Genomic DNA, 17,891 nt, shown 5'->3' with positions numbered 1-17,891 from the left:
CCCTAGGCGCGGACGCTCCCCGCTCGTCCCACCGCAACCACCTCGGAGTGCCGACTGCGGCACCGGCGACGAGGAACGAGGAGCCGGTGCAGACAAGCACCGAACGATTGATTCGCGTCCCAGCGAATCGATCTCGGCGCGAACGCTCCCCGCTCCTCCCACCGCAACCCCCTCGGAAAGCCGACCGCGGCGAGGGCGACGAGGAACGAGGAGCCCTCGCACAACAACTCAGAAGAAGCCCATCGGCCCTTCCGCGTAGGACACCAGGAGGTTCTTCGTCTGCTGGTAGTGGTCGAGCATCACCTTGTGGTTCTCGCGTCCGATGCCCGACTGCTTGTAGCCGCCGAACGCCGCGTGCGCGGGGTACTGGTGGTAGGTGTTCGACCAGACACGGCCCGCTTCGATGGCGCGGCCGGCGCGGTAGAGCTGGGCGCCGTTGCGGCTCCAGACTCCGGCGCCGAGGCCGTAGAGCGTGTCGTTCGCGATGCCGATGGCGTCGTCGAAGTCGTCGAACGAGGTCAGGGCGAGGACAGGTCCGAAGATCTCCTCCTGGAAGATGCGCATCGAGTTGCGCCCCTCGAAGACCGTCGGGTTGACGTAGTAGCCGCCGCTGAGCTCACCGCCGAGGTCGGCGCGGTCGCCGCCGATGAGCAGCTTCGCGCCCTCCTGCTTGCCGATGTCCATGTACGACAGGATCTTCTCGAGCTGGTCGTTGGACGCCTGGGCGCCGATCATCGTGGAGAGGTCGAGCGGGTTGCCCTGCTTGATGCGGCGGACCCTCTCGATCCCGTCGCCGACGAAGTCGTCGTAGATCGACTTCTGCACCAGCGCGCGCGACGGGCAGGTGCAGACCTCGCCCTGGTTGAGGGCGAAGAACGAGAAGCCCTCGAGCGCCTTGTCGTAGAACGAGTCGCGTTCGGCGGCCACGTCGGCGAAGAAGACGTTCGGGCTCTTGCCGCCGAGCTCGAGCGTGACCGGGATGAGGTTCTCGCTCGCGTACTGCATGATCAGGCGACCGGTGGTCGTCTCTCCGGTGAAGGCGATCTTGCGGATGCGCGGGTGCGAGGCGAGGGGCGCGCCGGCCTCGATGCCGAACCCGTTGACCACGTTGAGCACGCCGGCGGGGATCAGGTCAGAGATCAGGTCGAGCAGCACGTGGATCGACGCGGGAGTCTGCTCGGCCGGCTTCAGCACCACGCAATTGCCCGCGGCGAGCGCCGGAGCGAGCTTCCACACCGCCATCAGGATCGGGAAGTTCCAGGGGATGATCTGCCCGACCACTCCGAGCGGCTCGTGGAAGTGGTAGGCGATGGTGTCGTGGTCGATCTCGGAGACGCCGCCCTCCTGCGCGCGGATGGCTCCGGCGAAGTAGCGGAAGTGATCGATCGCAAGCGGGATGTCGGCGGCGAGGGTCTCGCGCACCGGCTTGCCGTTCTCCCAGGTCTCGGCGACCGCGAGGAGCTCGAGGTTCGCCTCCATCCGGTCGGCGATCTTCAGCAACATGTTCGAGCGCTCGGTCGGGCTGGTCTTGCCCCAGCTCGCGAACGCCTTCCAGCCCGCCTCGACCGCCCGGTCGACGTCGGCCGCGGTGCCGCGGGCGATCTCGCAGAACGGCTTGCCCGTGATCGGAGTGATGTTCTCGAAGTACTGGCCCTTCGCGGGGGCGACGTACTCGCCTCCGATGAAGTGGTCGTAGCGCGAGCGGAACGAGGCGACGGATCCTTCCGTGCCCGGGTTGGCGTAGACCGTGGATTCCGGCTCCTTCGGTGCCTGCTCGGCTACCGGATCGGCGTACAGCGTCATGGGGACCTCCATCGACATCGTTGTCGGGCGGGCGCGGGGTGAGCGCCCGGTCCGACGCTACGTCGCGGGGGGTTGCACGACGTTGCACGGCCCTCAGTCGCGCTCGAGGGCCTCGAGATGGGCGACCACGCCGGCCCTGCGCGGCGAGCGGCGCGGGAGGAGGCGCAGCAGCTCGGTCCAGACCTCGGTGTCGTCCGAGCCGTCGGGGCCGTTGGCGTAGGCGAGCAGAGTCTCGACGGCGGCGCTCGTCAGCACGCTCTCGCGGACCCTCGCTCGGAGGTCGTCGGCGATCGCGCGGATGCCGGGCGCCTCCGATCCGGGCAGCGGTGGACCCGCGTAGGCGTCGAGCGCGAGGCGGTGTGACCCGCGGTCGAGGAGCCCGAGCACCTGCCTCGCATCGAGGTCGACCGGGCTGCCGAGCCGGTACGGGCGCGAGAGCGGCACGAGGCGCGGCAGCGAGGTCTCGAGGATCTTGCGCAGGCGCACCATCTCGGCGCGGACCGTGACCACGGCCTCCTCGCGACCGTGCACGTGCAGCGCGAGCTGCTCGGCCGAGAGTCCCGCGCGATGCCAGGCGAGCAGGGTGAGGATCTCGGCGTGGCGCGCGCTCAGCTCGAGCGCGACTCCGTCGGCGGTGACGAGGCCGGTCTCGCGCCCGAGGACGCGCAGGCTCGGTGCCCGGGCGGCCGCCGGTCTCGCGCGCCGCGGATGCCGCGGCCGGCGGAGCCTCTGGATGAGGAGCTCGCTCTCGACGGCCGCCGCGGTTGCCTCCATCAGGGGCAGGGTCTGCGGGGCGACGACCTCCGCTCCCCCCGTGATGTCGATGACTCCGAGGATCTCGTGCGTCTCGGGGTCGTGGATGGGCACGGCGGTGCAGCTCCAGGGATGCACCAGCGAGGCGAAGTGCTCGGCCCCGTGGATCTGCACGCCGTGATCGAGCACCAGCGCGGTGCCCGGGGCCGACGTGCCGACATCGGGCTCGGCCCACGCCGCGCCCTCGACGAACGACATGCCCTCGGCGAGGCCCTTCAGGCGCTGGTCGCCGTCGATCCAGAGCAGGCGGCCCAGGGCGTCGCCGACCGCGACGAGCACCCCGCTGTCCTCGTCGGCGTCCCGCACGAGGAGTCGCCGGATCACCGGGAGGACGGAGGCGAGCGGGTGCCCCATCCGGTAGTCGCGCAGGTCGGCGCTTGAGAAGGTGAGCGGAGCGGTGAGGCGCTCCGGATCGAGGCGATGGCCCCTCGCGCGCTCCCACGAGGCCTCGACGAGCGGGCGGCGACGACCGCTCCCGGGCAGAGCGAGCCAGGGGTTGGTCATGCGCTCCGCCCCTCGTCGTCGATCGGTGAGGCGCCAGGGCGCCGCGGCACGAGCGAGGCTACTCCGCGAGGCTCGACGCCGCCTGCCGATCGGTGCGCCTCGCGGGGAGGGCGAGGAGGAGGACTGCGGCGACGAGCACGGCGACGCCGGCGACCGCCTCCGGGGTCAGCCGCTCGCCGAGCACGGCGACGCCCAGGAGGGTCGCGGTGGCGGGCTCGACGAGCGTGAGGGTCGAGACGGTCGCTGCGGGGAGGAGACGGAGGCCGCGGGCGAAGAAGGTGTAGGCGAGTGCCACCGTGACCACTCCGAGCCAGAGGACGGCCGGCAGGGCGCCGACGAGCTGCTGCGGAGCGCTCGCGAGGAGGAGCGGCAGGGCGAGCACCGCCGCGACTCCGAACTGCGCGCCCATCGCGGCGGCCGGGGTGAGACCGCGCTCGAGCAGCAGCTTTCCGCAGACGGCGTAGAGGGCGTAGGAGGCGCCCGCGCCGGCAGAGGCCGCGAGACCGAGGAGAGACACGCCTCCGCTCGCGCCGCCCGTCACGAGGCCGGCGAGCAGCACGACACCCACGGCGGCGAGGGCCGTGGAGGTGAACCAGCGCAGGCTCGGCGCGGTGCGCAGCACCAGCCACTCGAGCAGGCCGGTGAAGGCGGGGGCGGAGCCGAGCGCGACGATCGTGCCGACCGCGACTCCGTTCTCGGCGGTGCCGGTGAAGAAGGCGGGCTGGTAGGCGACGACGCCGACCGCGCCGAGGAGGACGAGGAGGACCGTCGAGCGCCGCGCGCGCTGCGGGGTGCGCCGTGTGCCGCGGCCCGCCTCGAGGCCGAGCAGCGCGGCGAGGAGCGCGCCTCCGAGCACGATGCGGGCAGCGCCCAGGAGCAGCGGATCGACCGCCGCGGCGCCGAGGGACTGCGCCGTGCCTGTGGTGCCGAAGCAGACGGCGGCGAAGACCACCGCGCCGATCGCCGAGCCCCGATGGGTCATGCCGCCCCCCTCGTCGCGCCGGGCGGCGCTCGGCTCCCAGTGTGGCAGGGGCGCGAGTTCGGGCTCTCGCTGCGCAGGAGCGCGAGAGGAGCGGTACGGTCGAACCGAAGGGCGGACAGCATGGGCATCGCGGAACCGTTCGACGTCGAGAGCTACACGCGGAGTGCGCACGGGAGCCTCCGCGACCGCTTCTCGCTCCGGGAGTTCGAGGACACTCCGCTCGATCGCGAGGCGATCGTCGCGACCGCCTACCTACGCGCCGTCGAGCACGCGGTGATCGCGCGAGTGCTGCCGATCGTGCGCGTGCACCCCGACCCCCGAGTGCGGGCGTTCGCGCCCGCCTGGGCGGCCGACCGCCACCGCATCGCCGACGCGCTGGGCGAGGTGCTCGCGGCGTCGCCGCAGATCCGCGGCGTCGACACCAGGCCACCCGAGCAGGCCGCCGTCCCCCGCGCGCTGCGCGACCGGGCCGCGGGGCTGGTCGCGGGGCCTCTGGCGCTCGCACTGGCCGTCGACGCGCACATCGCGATCCACGCCTACCGGCGGTTGGCGCGGCTGTCGCTGCACCCCGAGATGGAGCGGGTGGCAGAGGCGGCGATCGCGATCCTGGAGCGGCAGGCGGACTTCTTCGGCGAGCTCGCCGCCGGTGCGATCGGGCGGCCCCTCGCGGGGCGCATCGCGGCCGCGGCAGTGCTCGCGGTGCTGCGGCTGCCGCTCGGCGAGACGATGCTGCCGGATCCGCTGGCGCGGGAGGGCCGCGAGCTCGTGCACGGCCGCGACGACGGCGGGCTCGAGGGGATCGACGCGGGGGTGACGGGCGCGTTCGCCCTCCCCTGCACGGCGGCGCGGCGGCTGCTGCACCCGCACCGGTCGGTGGCGGTGCGGCTCGCCCGGCGGGCCGGACGGCTCGGCGCTGACGTCGAGGCGGGAGTGCGGGGGCTGCTGGGCTGACGAGGCCCGACGGAAGATCTGCTGACGCTGGTGGGTCTCGAGACGCCGCCTGCGGCGGCTGGTCGACCGGCAGGCAGGGGACGGCGGACGACACATCGGCGTCACACGGCTGCGGTACCGTGACCGCCGGGGATCGGAGGCTGCATGCGGGTATCGCTGCGCTCGGCGCGCCGGGCCGCCGTCGGGGCGCTGGTCGCGCTCGTCGTGCTGGTGGCCGTCGGCGTCCCCGTCTACGTTCTCCCGGCGACGGACGACGTGCCCGCGCACGTCGACGCCGTGCTGGTGCTCGGGCCGGCCACTCGGGCCCGCACGGAGCTCGGCCGCGAGCTGGTCGAGGAGGGCGTGGCCGACACGCTCCTGATCTCGGTCTGGCAGTCGGAGCTCGCGGCAGGACCCGAGGAGAGCGACGTGGTCGCCTGCGACGAGCCGGACATGGTCGTGGTCTGCTTCACCGCGGTGCCGGGGACGACCCGGGGTGAGGCGCGATCCCTCCGCGACTACGCGGAGTCGAACGGGTGGGACTCGGTCGCCGTCATCACGCAGACGCCGCACATCACGCGGGCGCGCATCCTGATGGAGCGCTGCTGGGACGGGCAGGTGCTGATGGTCTCCTCCGGAGAGCCGAGCAGCATCGGCGCGTGGGCCTACGAGTACGTCTACCAGACGGGCGCCTTCGCGAAGGTGCTGGCCGAGCAGGGCTGCTGAGCGATCGGCCCGGCAGCACGATCAGCCCAGCAGCTCGATCAGCCCAGCAGCTCCCGCACGTCCTCCGCTGTGATGCCGCCGGTGGCCGCCGCGCCGTCGTCGGACATGACGGCCGCGAAGAGGGCGGCCTTCGCCTCCTTGAGGGCCATGACCTTCTCCTCGATCGTGTCCTTCGCGACGAGGCGGTAGACCATCACCGAGCGCGTCTGACCGATGCGGTGCGCGCGGTCGACGGCCTGCGACTCCGTCGCCGGGTTCCACCACGGGTCGAGCAGGATGCAGTAGTCGGCCTCGGTGAGGTTGAGCCCGAAGCCGCCCGCCTTCAGCGAGATCAGGAACACGCCCGCGTCGCCCGAGCGGAACCGCTCGATGACCTCGTCGCGCTTCTTGGTCGCTCCGTCGAGATAGGCGTACTCGACGCCCGCCGCATCGAGGCGCCCGCGCACGCGACCGAGGAAGCGCGTGAACTGGCTGAACACCAGAACCCGGTGCCCCTCGGCCAGCGCGTCGGCGAGCAGCTCGTCGAGCAGGTCGAGCTTGGTCGAGGGGACCGTCGCGTGCGCTTCGTCGACGAGCGCCGCGTCGAGCGCCACCTGCCGCAGCACCGTGAGGGCGCGGAAGATCGCGAAGCGGTTCTTCTCGAAGTCGCCGATGAGCCCGAGCACCCTTTGTCGCTCGCGGGCGAGGTAGGTGTCGTAGACCTTGCGCTGACGCGGGCCGAGCTCGACCTGGAGGGTCTGCTCCTGCTTGGGCGGCAGCTCCGTCGCGACGAGCTCCTTCGTCCGCCGCAGCATCAGCGGGCGGATGCGGCGGCGCAGCTGGCTGAGCTTCTCGGTGTCGGCGTCGCGCTCGATCGGCTTCTGGTAGAACTCGGCGAACCCGACCGGCGACGGGAACAGGCCCGGCGCGACGATCGAGAGGAGCGACCACAGCTCCATCACGTTGTTCTCCATCGGAGTGCCCGTGATCGCGAGCTTGAAGGGCACGTCGAGCCGGCGCGCGAGCTGGTGGGTGGCCGACTGCCGGTTCTTGACGAACTGCGCCTCGTCGAGCATGAAGCCCGCCCAGCGGATGCCCGCGTACGACTCGTAGTCGAGGCGGAACAGGGCGTAGGAGGTGACCACCAGCTCGGCCTCGCCGATCACGGACGAGAGCGCTCTGCGCTTCTTCTTGGACGTCTCGTCGATGCCGACGACCTTCAGGCCCGGGGCGAAGCGCTTGGCCTCACCGACCCAGTTGGGCACGACGCTCGTGGGCGCCACTACGAGGAACGGGCGCGGCGAGGTGCCCGCGTCTCCGATCTCGACGCGCTGCTCCTGCATCGCGCGGGCGACGAGCGCCAGCGACTGCACGGTCTTGCCCAGGCCCATGTCGTCGGCGAGGACTCCGCCGAGCTGGTTGTCGTAGAGGAACGAGAGCCAGTCGTAACCGAGCTGCTGGTACGGGCGCAGCTCCACCGAGAAGCCGTCAGGGAGCGGGCGCGACTCGAGGGCCCCCGTGGCCGTGAATCCGGAGAGCCCCTCGACCGCCCGGCGCCACGCCGCGGCCTGCGCCTCGACGACGCCGAGCTCGACGAGCTCGTCCCACAGTGACGACTGGAAGCGGCTGATGCGCAGGGTCTCGCCCTGGTCGTCCGAGAGCTCGCGCGCCTCGGCGATCAGCTCGCGGAGGCGGCCGAAGCGCTCGTCGTCGAGCGCGAAGTAGACGCCGCTCGGCAGCACCATGTACTCGTCGCCGCGCGCGAGGGCGAGGAAGATCTCGGCGAGCGGGACCGCCTCGTCGTTGACCGTGACCGAGATCTCGAGGTTGAACCAGTCGCGGCTGTCGGGCTGAGCGACGGTCTGCACGGCGACGACCGGGGCGACCGCGGCCTCGCGGTACTCGACGCGCTCGCCGATCTCCTCGATCTCGACCGTGCCGAGCTCGCGGAGGCGCTCGACCTCTCCGGTGAGGAACCCGACGGTCTGCATGCCGCGCAGATCGAACGCGGGCCGCAAGCGCCGGCTCGAGCGGGAGACCAGCGCGGGGGTCGACTCCGGATCGATGCCTGCACCGGTGAGCGAGTCGAGGATGCGCTGCTCGGCCTCGGCGTCACGGTAGCCGGACTCGTCGTCGAGCCGCAGCGGGAGGCGCTCGGCCTCGACTCCGCGCGCGCCCTCGACGCCATAGCGCCACCACCAGGAGCCGCGGAGGCCGGCGCCCTCGGTGTGCTCGAGGGTGAGACCCAGGCGCGGCTCGGGCACCGGGGGCGCCTCGAAGGAGCCGTCGCGCGACACGATCGCGAACAGGCGGTGCAGGCGCTGGTAGTGCTCGGTGAGGAACGCCGACTCCTCCTGCTCGGGGATGCGGATCGCCTCGCGGCTCCAGAGGAAGGTGCGGGCGGAGGAGACCAGCGGCGCCGCGAACGGCACGAGCGTCACGGGGCGGGCGCGCAGCTCGTCGCCGGGCTCCCAGGTGTAGAGGCCGACGGCGGGGTCGCCGATGAAGCCGAACTCCTCGGGCGCGGGATGCTCGCCGATCGCGACCAGCGAGCGCAGCTCGAGGCCGCTCGCGGTGCGGGTGACGTCGATGGAGGCGGTCGCCGTGGTGTCGAGGATCCGCAGCGGAGTCTGGTCGCGGTCGCCCATGACCAGGCCGATCCCCGCGCGGACGGCGCCGTGCAGCGCTGCCCAGATGGCCTCGCTCCGGCACTGGTCGAGGTAGAGCCAGGTGTCGGGCGAGTAGTAGCTCGAGGCGCTGTGGCCCGAGAGGATGCCCTGCATCTCGCGGACGACGTCGATCTGGCGCTCGTCGTAGTCGTGGCTGTAGTGCAGGTAGCCGAGGTCGCGCCAGCTGGTGCCGGTGCGCACCCAGCGGTCGCGGTCGCCCATCCGGACCGGCCGGATGCCCAGGCGGGGGCGGGGCTCGGGCGGCGGACGGTAGCTGTTGTAGCGGCCGGGCGGTCGTCGGACCGGCTCGCCGGGGAGGAGCTCGAACTGGAGGCCGAGCGGGATGCCGGAGTGCGAGCGCTCGGCGCCCGCGAGCAGCGGAGCGAGTGCGCTGCGCCACTCCGGAACCGCGTCGACCCCCGCGGTGGGACCGGTGAGACCGCCCTCGCGCTCGCGACGGAGAGCCTCGATGAGGACCGCCGCGACGTGCTTGCACTCGTGCTTGACGGGGCAGCTGCAGGCGCCGCCGAGCAGGATCGAGCGACCGGCGTCCTCGCGGAGCTGCACGCTGACGGCGTACGGCGAGCGGCCGGAGCCCTGCACCTGACCGAAGAGCCGGGTGCGGCCGCCGAACCACTGCAGCTCGCCGACACGCCTCTCGTCGGCGTAGGCGGTGCCCTTCTCGAAGGCGGCGGTGCCGACCAGTGCGCGGATGTCCTGCTCGGAGAACGGCTCGTTCGTCCCGAGCGCCACCGACTCCGGCGCTGGTGCGGGGGGACTCTGGCGGGCCATGGACCTCTTGCTCTCCGCGGCCCGAACGGAACGCATCCGTCCATTCAACCCGATTACGGGAGCCGTGCGAGCCGCGGGCCGGGATCCGTGCCCCTCCTACGATGGAGGGATGCCTCGCCTGTCGGTCGTCTCGGCGCACACCTCTCCGCTCGAGCAGCCCTCGACGGGCGATGCGGGCGGCATGAACGTGTACCTCGCGGCGGTGCTGCCCGAGCTCGCCGTGCTGGGCTGGGAGGTCACGGTGCTGACCCGCGGCTCCGGGACGCTGCCGCTCGCGCCGGGCGTCGAGGTGGTCGGGGTGCCGGTGCCCGAGGGCGACAAGTACGCGCTCGCCGCCGCAGCGCCCGTCTTCGCCCATGCCGCAGCCGGTGCCGACGTGGTGCACTCGCACTACTGGGTGTCCGGGCTCGCCGGGATGCTGACCGGGGCGCCGCACGTGCACTCGATGCACTCGAACTCGCTCGCGAAGAACGTGCGGCTCGTGCCCGGCGACGCTCGCGAACCCGAGGAGCGGATCCGGTCGGAGCACTCGGTGCTCGCCTCCGCCGACGCCGTCGTGGTCGCGGGGACGGCGGAGTACGACGACGTCGTGCGCGGGTACGGCGTCGATGCGGGCAAGGTGACGATCGTGGCGCCCGGAGTCGACCCGCGGTTCCGTCCCGGGACGGCCGAGCGCCCGCGCGAGATCGTGCTGGTCGGCCGGATGCAGCCGCTCAAGGGGCAGCTTCTCGCGGTGCAGGCTCTCGCGCGGATCCCGGCCGGCGAGCGGCCGGTGCTGCGGCTCGTCGGCGGGCCGGCGCCGGGCCGCGAGGGCTACCTCGACCAGGTCGCGGAGGCGGTGCGCACGCTCGGCGTGGCCGACTCGGTGCGCTTCGACGGGGTGGCCGATCGCGACGAGACCGCCGTGCGCCTCCGGAGTGCCCGCCTCGCCCTGGTGCCGTCGGCGGCCGAGACCTTCGGGCTGATCGCGCTCGAGGCCGCGGCGAGCGGCACGCCGGTGCTCGCGCGGCGGACCACGGGGCTCGTCGACGCCGTGAGCGAGGGACGGAGCGGGGTGCTGATCGACTCCGACGACCCCGGGGTCTGGGCGGCCGAGATCCGGCGGCTGCTGGCGGACTCCGTGGAGCGCGAGCGACTCGGGCGCGGCGGCGTGGAGTGGGCGGCGGCGCACTCGTGGGCGTCGACCGCGGCGCGGCTGGACGCGGTGTACCGGGGGCTGCTGGCGGGCTGACGGTCAGTCGGCGATGGCGGGGGTTCCGGGGTCGAGGCAGGCACCGCTCGTGGAGCGGTGCCAGGGCGCGAGGCGGTCGGGCGAGACTGCGACCATCGCGGCGCCCGTGAATCCGGCGTCGTTGCCGAAGCGGGCCGGGACGATCTCGGTGCCGATGTCGAGGAATCGCGCGAACTCGTCGAAGACGTGCGCCGCGGCGCCTCCGATCACGAACAGCTGCGGCGAGAGCAGCATCTCGAGGTGGCGGTAGTAGACGCTCAGGCGGCCGGCCCACTCCTCGAGGGTGATGCGCTCGCGGCGCACGGCCGAGAAGCCGACCTGCGGCTCGAAGTCGGGGCCGTCGATGTGCACGTGACCGAGCTCGGAGTTGGGGATCACGACTCCGTCGTAGACGAGCGCCGTGCCGATTCCGGTGCCGAGCGTCGTGAGGAGGCACAGGCCGTCGCGGTCCCTCATCGCGCCGAACTCGCGCTCGGCGACTCCGGCAGCGTCGGCGTCGTTGACCACGACGACGTCGACTCCGGTCGCCTCCGAGAGCATGGCCTGCGCGTCGAGGCCGACCCAGCGCTGCGAGACGTGCGTGGTCTGGCGGACGACTCCGCCGCGGACGATGCCGGGGAACCCGACTCCGACCGGCGTGCCCGCGATGGGCGACACGTCGCGGACGATCCCGGCGATCGCGGCGGCGAAGTCCTCCGGCTCCTTGCCGAGCGGATTGGCGACGGCGAAGCGGCGCGCGGCGCGCTCGCCGGTGGTGACGTCGACCAGGGAGGCCTTGATCGAGGTCCCGCCGATGTCGACGCCCACGGCGAAGCGCGGGAGGAGGCCGTCCTGGGGCTGAGTCACGGATGCTCCGTCTGGGAGGGGGTGGCGAGGGAGGACCTCGGGCTCGCGGGAACGCGTTCGGCTCGCCGGATCCACGGATCCTGACGAGCCGAGAACGATACTACGAGCCGGAACTGCTCACCCGCTCGGAGTGGACAGCGAGGGCGTCGAGGACGTAGTCGATCACGGGCTCGTACAGGTGCACCGCGAGACCGTCGTCGAGCGGGACGACCACCTCGATCGAGCCCTGCGCCTCGGCGACGAAGACCGCCGGGTCGTTGCAGTCGGCGATGGCGATCGTGCGGAGCCCGCGACGGCCCGAGGCACCGGCCCAGCCGTGGTCGGCGATCACGAGATCGGGGCGGAGGCCGAGGGCGTCGAGCTCGTCGAGGAGCGCGTTCATGGGCTCGGGAGCATGGGTGTGCACGAGGCTGCCGCCGCGGTAGGCGCAGGTGACGCCTCCGGTCGACCACAGCCGGAGGTGCTGGTCGGCCACCGCGAGGGGGATGCCGTCGGGGCGCGCGAACGGCAGCGCGTTGACGTCGAGGACGCGGGCGCCCGCCTCCGCGGCCGCCGCCGCGAACCGCCGGTAGACGTCCATCAGGGTGGCGGGGTGCGCGGTCGCGAAGAGGAGGAGGCCGCCGTCGCGGACCGCCTCCGCGAACCGCAGGCGGTAGGCGTCGAGGCCGGCGACCGCGAGTGCTGCGTCGATGCGGTCCTGGCCGTGCTCGAACGAGGGGTCGGTGCTGATGCCGACCCGCTCCCCCATCAGGGCGAGGAGGCTCTCGACGCTCCAGTGCTCGGCGACGTCGACGCCGTAGAGGTGGGCCGGCTCGCGGGCGGCGAGGCGGCGGAGGTTGCCGAGGTTGCTGGAGCGGTCGGTGAGGACGGCGCCGGTGAGGAGCGTCTCGTCGAGGACGGCGGCGAGCGCATCGGAGGAGAGCGGGGGCATGCGAGCCTCTCGGTTCGGTGGGCGGGGTCAGCGTAGCGATCTTCCGTTTCCTCTTGACTCGGTGAACAGTACCGATATATCGTTACTGCATCGCCGACAGATCGAAGAGCATTCGCTCGAGACGGGCGAACGGATCCGATCGAAAGGGATCCTCCACCGACAGAAACGGAAAACCCATGAACTCCCACGACTTCTTCTCAGATCGCACCTCGTCCGACCGCGACGCCCGCCGAGGGCACGGACACGACCACCCCGGCCAGCGCGAGCGTCGCGGCCCCGGCGGCCACGGACGCGGATTCGGCCCGGGCTTCGGCTTCGGCGGCCCCGGATTCGGTGGCGGCCCCGGCTTCGGCGGACCCGGCTTCGGCCGCGGTGGCGGACGCGCCCGCCGCGGTGACGTCCGCGCCGCCCTCCTCTCCCTCCTCGCCGAGACCTCCTCGAACGGCTACGGCCTGATCAAGGCCATCGCCGAGAAGACCAACGGCTCGTGGCGTCCCAGCCCCGGCTCGGTCTACCCCACCCTCCAGCAGCTCGTCGACGAGGGCCTCATCACGGCCGTCGGCGAGGGCCGCGGCACCGAGTACCAGCTGACGGACGCGGGCGGCACCTACGTCCGCGAGCACGCCGACGAGCTCGCCGCCGCCTGGGAGGCGACTCCCGGAGCGAGCGACGCCGACCGCGCCTTCATGGAGAACGTCGGCAAGCTGATGGCGGCCGTGCACCAGTTCCGCGGGGCGACACCGGAGCAGCGGGCCGCCGCGTCCGCGAAGCTCGACGAGACCCGGCGCGCGCTGTACCTGATCCTCGCCGACTGAGCACGAACGGCTGATCACGGCCGGCTGACGACCCCCTCCTGAAACGGACGGGACGCCCTCCTCGGGTGTCCCGTCCGTTTCGTCGTGTCCACGAGGTGGGGACACCGCGCAACGTCAGCTGAGACGCCCTCTCGCGCACCATCGTGCGCGACGGCCACTCTCAGCTGATGCTGTGCGCGGGTCTCAGCGGGCGTAGGAGGCGGCGAGGCGCGCGAGGCCCTCGTCGAGCGTGACCGAGGGGGTCCACTGCAGGTCGGCGCGGGTGCGGCGCTGATCGAACCAGTGCGCCGTCGAGAGCTGCTCGGCGAGGAACCGCGTCATCGGCGGCTCGTCCTGGCCCGGACGCACGGCCCAGACGCGCTCGACGAGCGAGCCGGCGGCGCGGGCGACGGAGGCGGGCACCGACCAGCGCGGCGGCTCCACGCCCGCGGCGCGGCAGATTCCGGCGAGCAGCTCGGCCACCGGCCGCGGCTCGCCGTTGGTGACCACGTGGGCCTGCCCGTGCACGTCCTCGGCCCGGCGGAGGGCGGCGGCGATGGCCGATGCCGCGTTGTCGATGTACGTCGAGTCGATCAGCGCCTGCCCGTCGCCGAGCAGCGGGAGGCGACCCGCGCGCGCCCGCTCGACGATCCGCGCGACGAGCTGCGTGTCTCCGGGGCCCCAGACCAGGTGCGGACGCACCGCGACCACCGCGAAGCCGGGGGCATCGGCCGCGAGGGCGAGAAGCTCGCTGCGCGCCTTCGTGCGCGCGTAGTCGCCGCGGGCCCGATCGGGATCGGCCGGTTCGGCGTCGGAGCCCGCGATCGACGAGCCGGCGTGCGCGACCGACGGCGACGAGACCTGCACGAAGCGCGAGACGCCCGCTCGCGCGGCGGCGGCCAGCAGGCGGCGCGTGCCGTCGACGTTCACACGGTCGAAGTCGCCCGGGTCCCCCGCGAGCGAGACCTTGGCGGCGAGGTGAACGACGGCGTCGGAGCCGGTGACCGCCTCCTCCACCGCCCGCGGATCGGTCAGCGAGCCGCGCGCGTCCGTCGCGCCGGCCACACCCGACTCGCGACGCTGGAAGGTGCGCACCTCGTGGCCCTCGGCGACGAGACCGGAGGCGACCGCGCCGCCGAGCAGACCGCTCGCGCCGGTCACCAGGACCTTCACGGCGCGACCATCCGTCCGCCCGCGAGGATCCCCTCGGCCCAGCGGGAGAGTGCGGCTCGGTCGATCTTGGAGTTGTGCCGGATGTCGGTCGGCAGCGCAGGCACGACGAGCACCGCGGCGACCGGGGCTCCGACGGCGGCGCGGATCTCGTCGGCGAGCCCGGCCGGAGCGAGCGCGGTGCGGTGCACCGCATGACGCATCTCGACGACGGCGACGAGCTGAGACACCCCGCGGGGCCCGACCCCGACGACGGCCGCACGGGCGACGGGGGCGACGCGCGCCTCGATCCGCTGCTCCGGACCGACCGGTGTGACGACCCCCTCCGGAGTCACGACCACGTGCGGCAGGCGCCCCTCGACCCACAGCCGGCCCTCGGAGTCGACGCGGCCGACGTCACCCGTGCGGTGCCAGCGCTCGCCCGCGACCGCGCCGATGCGGGCGGCACGGTCGGTGAGCCAGAGCCGCTCGTAGTGGTCCTCGACGTGGCCGGCCGAGACGACGATCTCGCCCGTGACTCCGACGACCTCTCTCGGCTCGGTGGCGGGGACCCCGTCGGCGTCGAGCGGGGCGAGGCGCAGCCGGACGCCGGCGGCGGGGGTGCCGACGCAGACACCTCCGCGCGGGTCGTCGTCGAGCCCCGCCTCGCGGATGCCGTCGAGCGACGCATCGGTCAGCAGCAGCGCCTCGGTCATGCCGTAGGGGGTGTGCGCTGAGGAGTCCGGCATCAGCGCCTGCGCCTCGGCGAGCAGTGCCTGAGGAACGGGGGCGCCGGCCGAGAGGAAGGTGCGAACGCCTCCGAGCGCGCGATGGTGGTCGGCGTCGAGGGCGCCGGAGGTGGCGACCACGTTCGCGAGCGCGGCCGGCGACAGGAAGAGGACGGTCGCATCGACCTGCGCGGCCGCTGCGGCGACGGCCCTCGCGGTGAGCGTGCGGGGCGACGTGACGTCCATGTCCGGAGTGACGGAGCGCGCGCCGAGAGCGGGGCCCAGCAGCGCGAATGGAGCGAAGCCTGCGACGAGTCCCGTCCCCTCGCCGATGCCGTACTGGCGGGCGAGGGTGTCGCGGACGCCGGCCAGCTGGCGGTGCGTGTAGACGACTCCCTTGGCGGGGCCGGTGGACCCGGACGTGAAGAGGATCGCCGCGACCGTGTCGGGCGACGGCGGCTCGCCCAGCGCCCAGGCGTTCGCGGCGAGTTCGGCGCGGCCCAGCTCGATCAGCTGACCGAGCGAGGTGCCGACGCCGAGGGCCTTCGCGGAGGCTCGCGGCAGCGTCTGCGTCGAGATGCGGCCGCCGGGCCAGCCGAGGGCACGGGCGACGGTCAGCCCGGGCAGGGCGCCGACCACGAGGTCGGGCCAGGTGCCGCGGACGGCGCGGGTGAGCCCGCGGAGCCCGAGGCCCGCGTCCGCGACGACCACGACGGCGCCGATGCGGAGGCACGCGTAGAGCAGGGCGGTGAGGTCGGCTCCCGGCGGCACCAGAAGCGAGACGCGGTCACCGCGCTGCACGCCCGAGGCGCGCAGGCCCGCGGCGAGTTCGCGGACCCGTCGCGAGAGCAGGCGCCACGACACCGTCCGCGGCCCGCCGCCTCCGGGGGGCGCCATCTCGACCAGGGCGACGCCGTCGTCGTCGGAGTTCGCCTCGAGGTGACGCCAGAGCGACTCGACCGGCACGGTCGGCCGCCGGACATCGGGAGCGGGACCGCGCTCGGAGGTCGCGTCGCCCAGCCACGTGAGCACCGCGGAGGCGTAGTCGACGTCCTCCGCCAGCAGATGGCCGGCGCCCTCGAAGCGGTGGATCTGAGCGTGCGGGAGGCGGTCGGCGAGGTCGTCGAGGTAGCGGTCCGAGAAGATCGGGTCGAGCGGACCCCAGAGCATCAGCACGGGGACGGCGAGCTCTCGCACGCCCTCGGCGATCCGGACGAGCTCGTGGTGGCTCGGGTGGCCGGAGTCGACGGGGATGTCGGCGACGAACCCGCCGATCCCGCCGCGCCGGGCGGCTCCGGAGTAGGGCGCGCGATAGCCGTCCTTCACCGCGGTGGGCAGCGCGGGATGGCCGAGCGCGAGCGTGGTCTCGAGGAACGCCGGAGTGCCGACGGTCGAGACTCCGAGGACTCCCGAGGCCAGTGCCAGGCGCAGCGGCGCCGGGATGGGCGAGTCGGCGGGCTGGTGCACGGCGGTGTTCAGCAGCATCGCGCCGCGCAGCTCGGCGGGGTGGTCCACGGCCCAGCCGAGCGAGACGACTCCGCCCCAGTCGTGACCGAGGGTGACGACATCGGTGAGCCCGAGCACGTCGGTGAGGTTCGAGAGCTCGCGGACGCGATCGGCGAGCGTGTGCAGCGTGCCGGTGCGCTCCGAGAAGCCCATCTCGAGCTGATCGACGGCGACGACGCGCCAGGCCGGCTCGCCGCGACGGGCTGCCTCGAGGGACGCGCGGGCGAGATCGCGCCAGAGGTAGGACCAGGTGGGGTTGCCGTGCACGCAGAGGATCGTGCCGACGGGCTCGGTGCCGAGCGCCTCCCCCGTGTCGAGCAGATGCCAGCTGCGGCTGAGGCCCCCGGCGTCGGGCGCCTCGACGAGTCGCGACCACGCGGGGTCGAGCCCGTCGAGCCCGACGGGCGGCACCTGGGCCGGGGCGCTCGAGCCGAGCGCGGCGCGGATCCTCGACGCCGGGTGCGCGCCGGTGCTCACCAGGCGATCTCGAGCATCGCGGTGTTGATGCCGGATCCGACTCCCATCAGCAGGACGCGGTCGCCCTGCTTGAGGGTCGGCGCCTCCTGGGCGAGCGTGATCGGGATCGACGCGGGACCGACGTTGCCGAGAGTGCCGAAGGTCGTGGGGACGCGGGTCTTGTCGAGGCCGACCGCCTTGACGAGGCCGTTCGTGTGCACGGAGGAGACCTGGTGGGTGATGTAGCGGTCCATCTTGCCCCAGTTCCAGTCGCGCTTCGCCTCCTTCCAGGCGGAGACGACGAGCTCCATCCCGCCCTTGAGGAGCGCCTTCGCGTCGGTGAACATGCCGTCGACGCTGCCGACGCAGAGCTCGTTGAACTGCGTGGCCGCGCGGGTGATGCCGCCGAGGAGGCGGTGGCCCTGCGGGTGCGCATCCGCCGGGCCGAGGATGGCCGCGGCCGCCCCGGAGCCGAGGGTGAGGCTGGCGAACTCGCTCATGAAGTCGGTGCGGCTCATACCCTCGCGCTTGAGGCGCTCGATCGTGTTGACCTGGATCTCGTCCGCGTCCTCGCCGTCGATGATCATCGCGTACTGGATCTGGCCGGCGTCGATGAGCTGGGCAGCGAGAGTCATGCCGTTGACGAAGCCGAGGCACGCGTTCGCGATGTCGAAGTTGATGGCGGAGGAGGGCAGCCCGAGCCCGTGGTGCAGGCGGACGGCGACCGAGGGCTCGAGGTGCTTGCGGGTGACCGACGTGTTGATGATCAGCCCGATCTGGTCGGGCCGGATCCCCGCCTCGGCCAGGGCGCGCTTGCCCGCCTCGATGGCGGCACCGTCGAAGTCCTGCTCCGAGTCCCAGTTGCGCCGCTCGTACACACCGGCGACACGCTGGAGGAGTCCGGTGGGCAGGCGCAGGCGCTTGAGCGCGGGCGCGAGTCGCGCATCGATCTCGTCCGACGTGGTCACGCGCGGGGCCATCGTGGTCGCGACGGACAGCAACGCGACGTTGCGGTGCGTGGTCGTTGCGTTTCCGTCCAACGGAACTCCCTG

At 73.0% G+C, this 17,891-nt stretch carries 13 protein-coding genes; 4 read left to right on the top strand and 9 right to left on the bottom strand.

Going from position 1 to position 17,891, the window contains the following annotated elements; translation table 11 throughout:
- Window positions 1-228: 228 nt before the first annotated feature.
- The 3 genes from exaC to ASG06_RS09420 all read right to left on the bottom strand — a co-directional run bounded on the left by exaC (window position 229) and on the right by ASG06_RS09420 (window position 4,102).
- Window positions 229-1,803, bottom strand: coding sequence for an acetaldehyde dehydrogenase ExaC (gene exaC / locus ASG06_RS09430; protein WP_056042500.1), 1,575 nt, complete (start codon window positions 1,801-1,803; stop codon window positions 229-231).
- A 93-nt stretch (window positions 1,804-1,896) separates the two neighbouring features.
- A complete protein-coding gene (locus ASG06_RS09425) occupies window positions 1,897-3,120 on the bottom strand; it encodes a helix-turn-helix domain-containing protein (protein ID WP_056041402.1) in 1,224 nt (407 codons plus the stop codon).
- Window positions 3,121-3,178: 58 nt separating this feature from the next.
- Window positions 3,179-4,102 carry a DMT family transporter gene (locus tag ASG06_RS09420; protein ID WP_056041401.1) on the bottom strand — a complete coding sequence of 308 codons (924 nt, stop codon included), beginning with the start codon at window positions 4,100-4,102 and terminating at the stop codon, window positions 3,179-3,181.
- Window positions 4,103-4,222: 120 nt separating this feature from the next.
- Between ASG06_RS09420 and ASG06_RS09415 the strand changes: the two genes are divergently transcribed.
- The gene (locus ASG06_RS09415; RefSeq protein ID WP_056041399.1) at window positions 4,223-5,053 is read left to right on the top strand and encodes a hypothetical protein; all 831 of its coding nucleotides are present in this window, start codon (window positions 4,223-4,225) and stop codon (window positions 5,051-5,053) included.
- A gap of 144 nt (window positions 5,054-5,197) precedes the next feature.
- Window positions 5,198-5,758, top strand: coding sequence for an ElyC/SanA/YdcF family protein (locus ASG06_RS09410; protein WP_056041397.1), 561 nt, complete (start codon window positions 5,198-5,200; stop codon window positions 5,756-5,758).
- A 38-nt stretch (window positions 5,759-5,796) separates the two neighbouring features.
- On the opposite strand, the gene ASG06_RS09405 is transcribed toward ASG06_RS09410, so the two are convergent.
- On the bottom strand, window positions 5,797-9,198 hold the full coding sequence (locus tag ASG06_RS09405; protein ID WP_162239019.1) for a DEAD/DEAH box helicase: 3,402 nt from the start codon (window positions 9,196-9,198) through the stop codon (window positions 5,797-5,799).
- A gap of 109 nt (window positions 9,199-9,307) precedes the next feature.
- Here ASG06_RS09405 and ASG06_RS09400 point away from each other — a divergent pair, with 109 nt between their 5' ends.
- The gene (locus tag ASG06_RS09400; RefSeq protein ID WP_056041392.1) at window positions 9,308-10,429 is read left to right on the top strand and encodes a glycosyltransferase; all 1,122 of its coding nucleotides are present in this window, start codon (window positions 9,308-9,310) and stop codon (window positions 10,427-10,429) included.
- A gap of 3 nt (window positions 10,430-10,432) precedes the next feature.
- On the opposite strand, the gene ASG06_RS09395 is transcribed toward ASG06_RS09400, so the two are convergent.
- Window positions 10,433-11,275 (bottom strand): ROK family protein, encoded by an 843-nt coding sequence (locus ASG06_RS09395; protein WP_056041390.1) that lies wholly within the window; start codon window positions 11,273-11,275, stop codon window positions 10,433-10,435.
- 100 nt (window positions 11,276-11,375) lie between these two features.
- Window positions 11,376-12,206, bottom strand: a complete 831-nt coding sequence (locus ASG06_RS09390) for a phosphatase (RefSeq protein ID WP_056041388.1) — start codon at window positions 12,204-12,206, stop codon at window positions 11,376-11,378.
- A 176-nt stretch (window positions 12,207-12,382) separates the two neighbouring features.
- Here ASG06_RS09390 and ASG06_RS09385 point away from each other — a divergent pair, with 176 nt between their 5' ends.
- Window positions 12,383-13,021, top strand: a complete 639-nt coding sequence (locus tag ASG06_RS09385) for a PadR family transcriptional regulator (RefSeq protein WP_056041386.1) — start codon at window positions 12,383-12,385, stop codon at window positions 13,019-13,021.
- Window positions 13,022-13,204: 183 nt separating this feature from the next.
- Here ASG06_RS09385 and ASG06_RS09380 read toward each other — a convergent pair whose 3' ends face one another.
- Genes ASG06_RS09380 through ASG06_RS09370 form a run of 3 tightly spaced genes read right to left on the bottom strand, consistent with a single transcriptional unit; the run spans window position 13,205 to window position 17,879 of the window.
- Window positions 13,205-14,173, bottom strand: coding sequence for an NAD-dependent epimerase/dehydratase family protein (locus ASG06_RS09380; RefSeq protein WP_056041384.1), 969 nt, complete (start codon window positions 14,171-14,173; stop codon window positions 13,205-13,207).
- Complete coding sequence (locus ASG06_RS09375; protein WP_231727667.1) at window positions 14,170-16,860, bottom strand: alpha/beta fold hydrolase; 2,691 nt, start codon at window positions 16,858-16,860, stop codon at window positions 14,170-14,172. The genes ASG06_RS09380 and ASG06_RS09375 overlap by 4 nt, the downstream gene beginning before the upstream one ends.
- Window positions 16,857-17,879 (bottom strand): 3-oxoacyl-ACP synthase III, encoded by a 1,023-nt coding sequence (locus ASG06_RS09370; protein ID WP_056041382.1) that lies wholly within the window; start codon window positions 17,877-17,879, stop codon window positions 16,857-16,859. The genes ASG06_RS09375 and ASG06_RS09370 overlap by 4 nt, the downstream gene beginning before the upstream one ends.
- Window positions 17,880-17,891: the final 12 nt, after the last annotated feature.

Origin of the sequence: Rathayibacter sp. Leaf185 (assembly GCF_001423885.1) — a bacterium.
In the GTDB taxonomy this organism is placed as follows: Bacteria; Actinomycetota; Actinomycetes; order Actinomycetales; family Microbacteriaceae; genus Rathayibacter.
This window is presented reverse-complemented; position numbering and strand designations above follow the sequence as displayed.

Coding starts and splice junctions, on each gene's coding strand:
- exaC (WP_056042500.1), bottom strand. CDS start 1,803: ATGACGCTGTACGCCGATCCGGTAGCCGAGCAGGCACCGAAGGAGCCG.
- ASG06_RS09425 (WP_056041402.1), bottom strand. CDS start 3,120: ATGACCAACCCCTGGCTCGCTCTGCCCGGGAGCGGTCGTCGCCGCCCG.
- ASG06_RS09420 (WP_056041401.1), bottom strand. CDS start 4,102: ATGACCCATCGGGGCTCGGCGATCGGCGCGGTGGTCTTCGCCGCCGTC.
- ASG06_RS09415 (WP_056041399.1), top strand. CDS start 4,223: ATGGGCATCGCGGAACCGTTCGACGTCGAGAGCTACACGCGGAGTGCG.
- ASG06_RS09410 (WP_056041397.1), top strand. CDS start 5,198: ATGCGGGTATCGCTGCGCTCGGCGCGCCGGGCCGCCGTCGGGGCGCTG.
- ASG06_RS09405 (WP_162239019.1), bottom strand. CDS start 9,198: ATGGCCCGCCAGAGTCCCCCCGCACCAGCGCCGGAGTCGGTGGCGCTC.
- ASG06_RS09400 (WP_056041392.1), top strand. CDS start 9,308: ATGCCTCGCCTGTCGGTCGTCTCGGCGCACACCTCTCCGCTCGAGCAG.
- ASG06_RS09390 (WP_056041388.1), bottom strand. CDS start 12,206: ATGCCCCCGCTCTCCTCCGATGCGCTCGCCGCCGTCCTCGACGAGACG.
- ASG06_RS09385 (WP_056041386.1), top strand. CDS start 12,383: ATGAACTCCCACGACTTCTTCTCAGATCGCACCTCGTCCGACCGCGAC.